The organism is Salipiger sp. HF18 (assembly GCF_011806505.1).
GTDB classification, from domain to species: Bacteria; Pseudomonadota; Alphaproteobacteria; order Rhodobacterales; family Rhodobacteraceae; genus Salipiger; species Salipiger thiooxidans.
Genome location: NZ_JAATOS010000621.1, coordinates 1 through 2,064, shown reverse-complemented (window position 1 = coordinate 2,064; position 2,064 = coordinate 1). Strand labels below are relative to the sequence as shown.

The window sequence follows — 2,064 nt, the reverse complement described above, 5'->3', positions numbered from 1 at the left end:
CGATGAGCTGCGCCTCGGCCTCGGAGATGACCTCGCGGGCGTGGCCGAGATGGGTCAGGACCCATGTCCCCGGCGCCACGTCGCCGACCAGCGACAGGTCGATCAGCGCCTCGCCCTCGTCTCCGGTGGCGCGCGCGGCGATGCCGTCGACCGAGAGGATCCGCATGGGGATGCCGACGCACATTATTCGGCGGCCGGGAAGAAACGGGCGTCGCCGGTGCGGCAGGCCTCGTCCTCGGAGGGGCGGCCCGTCTCGTAGGCGCGGTGGCGGATCGAGGCGTCGGCGAGGGTGTCGGACTCCGTCCGGCCCTCGGTGGCCGCGAAGCCGCGTGTCTCAAGCCAGCCGAGCCCGATACCGACAGCCTCGGGGATGCGGGCAGCCACCACGTCGCGCAGCCCGCCGCCGTAATCCTCGAGCTCCTCGGGCTGGCAGCCCACCAGCAGCAGCTCGTCGGGGCAGTAGCCCATGAGCTGCGCGGTCGCGATCACGTCCTGGAAGCCGGTCTGGTGCAGGGACATCTTCTTGGCGCCCATGAAGCGCGGTACCTCGTCGCCCTCGACCACCTTCATGGTGCCGGGGGCGAGCCCGTAGTCGACCGCGTCGAAGACCACCATGACGTCGGCCTCTTCGAGGAAGGGCAGCAGGTAGAGCCCCTGCGTGCCACCGTCGAGAACCGTGACGTCCGGGCCGAAGGACCAGCGGTCGGCCAGATGCTCGACACAGCGGACACCGAAACCTTCGTCCGCCCAGAGCACGTTTCCGATGCCCAGGATAAGCGCGTTGCGGGTCATGCCGCCTCCCCTACTGCGTACCGGCGGAACCCCTCTTTCCGCCCTTCGTGGAAACCGACCTTACGCTTCGGGCGCCAATGGTTCATCGATTCATCAGGTTTTGGCCGGAAAAGGACAACCGCCTGTATTCGCTTAACATTCAGCGCATATGCACCATTGACGCGGCACCAAAGACGGAAGCCATCTTTCCATACATCCGCTAAATCGAAAACCGATTTTCCACATGAAAACGGGCGCCCCGGGAGCGCCCGTTTCGACATGACCGGAAATCGCGAGGGATCAGTCCGGCAGGTCGTCCTTGAAGGTGCGGTGGCCGGAGATCATCGTCGACACCATCGACTGGCGGGACATGATGTCCTCGCGGATCGCGGCGTAGATGTGGATCATCATGAAGATGACGATGAACCACATGCCCAGGTGGTGCAGCCCGTGCAGGATCTGGGTGTTGCCCACCAGTCCGATGAGCCAGCCCATCACCAGGTCCGGCAGCGAGCCCTGCCCCGCGCCCTCGGCATAGAGCGCCCAGCCGGTCAGCAGCATGAAGGTGATGCCGATGGTCATGAAGAAGAACATCGCCACCTGCGCCAGCGGGTTGTGACCCACGTATTTCTTCGGCACGTCCTCGAGGAAGGCGTACCAGCGCAGCTCGTGCACGACTTCCTTCCACCATGCCTTGCGCCAGACCGGCACATAGAAGAGCTGCCTGGAGTGGTGGTTGCCCACCAGCGCCCAGTAGACCCGTCCGGCGAAGGCCACGGTCAGAAGCTGGCCGCAGGCGAAGTGGATGAAGCGGTTGTAGCCCATGACGAACTGGTGCGTAGCCTCGGCGAAGTTCATCGTCGGCAGCGGCGAGGCGATGAACCAGCCGGTGACGATCAGCGTCATGATCAGCGCCGCGTTCACCCAGTGCCAGAGCCGCACCGGCCATTCGTAGACGAAGACCGAAGTGCGGCGACGGACGGATTCGATATCCGCCGCGGTGGCGTCTCCGGTCAGGCGGGAGGTCGAGAGCGGCTCGGCCTCCCGGTTGTGGGAGTGGATGGTTCTCTGCTCCATCGTCTTACTCCTTGCGGCGGGCGCGGATCACCATCCACAGGATTCCGGCCAGCGCGGCGACACCCAGCCCGTGCAGGGGCGAGAGCAGCCAGTGCGCCACGCCGTCGGGCGGCAGGGCGGCGTCGTGACCGGCGTGGGCGAAGGCCGCCGATGCAGAGGCGAGCCAGAGTGCGATTGCCTTTTTCATGTGTCCTCTCCTCCTCAGCGGACCTTGAC

At 65.7% G+C, this 2,064-nt stretch carries 4 protein-coding genes; all 4 read right to left on the bottom strand.

Annotation, left to right across the window (positions count from 1 at the left end; genetic code table 11):
* A partial coding sequence (locus HC022_RS25020) for a HypC/HybG/HupF family hydrogenase formation chaperone (RefSeq protein WP_167454192.1) occupies nucleotides 1–184 on the bottom strand: 184 nt, incomplete at its 3' end.
* Complete coding sequence (locus tag HC022_RS25015; protein WP_167454191.1) at nucleotides 184–792, bottom strand: HyaD/HybD family hydrogenase maturation endopeptidase; 609 nt, start codon at nucleotides 790–792, stop codon at nucleotides 184–186. The genes HC022_RS25020 and HC022_RS25015, both read right to left, overlap by 1 nt.
* A 279-nt stretch (nucleotides 793–1,071) precedes the next feature.
* Entirely contained in the window at nucleotides 1,072–1,848 is a 777-nt protein-coding gene (cybH, locus tag HC022_RS25010; RefSeq protein ID WP_167454190.1) for a Ni/Fe-hydrogenase, b-type cytochrome subunit, read from the bottom strand.
* A 4-nt stretch (nucleotides 1,849–1,852) separates the two neighbouring features.
* Entirely contained in the window at nucleotides 1,853–2,035 is a 183-nt protein-coding gene (locus HC022_RS25005) for a hypothetical protein (protein ID WP_008886831.1), read from the bottom strand.
* Nucleotides 2,036–2,064 lie beyond the last annotated feature (29 nt).

Coding starts and splice junctions, on each gene's coding strand:
- HC022_RS25005 (WP_008886831.1), bottom strand. CDS start 2,035: ATGAAAAAGGCAATCGCACTCTGGCTCGCCTCTGCATCGGCGGCCTTC.
- cybH (WP_167454190.1), bottom strand. CDS start 1,848: ATGGAGCAGAGAACCATCCACTCCCACAACCGGGAGGCCGAGCCGCTC.
- HC022_RS25015 (WP_167454191.1), bottom strand. CDS start 792: ATGACCCGCAACGCGCTTATCCTGGGCATCGGAAACGTGCTCTGGGCG.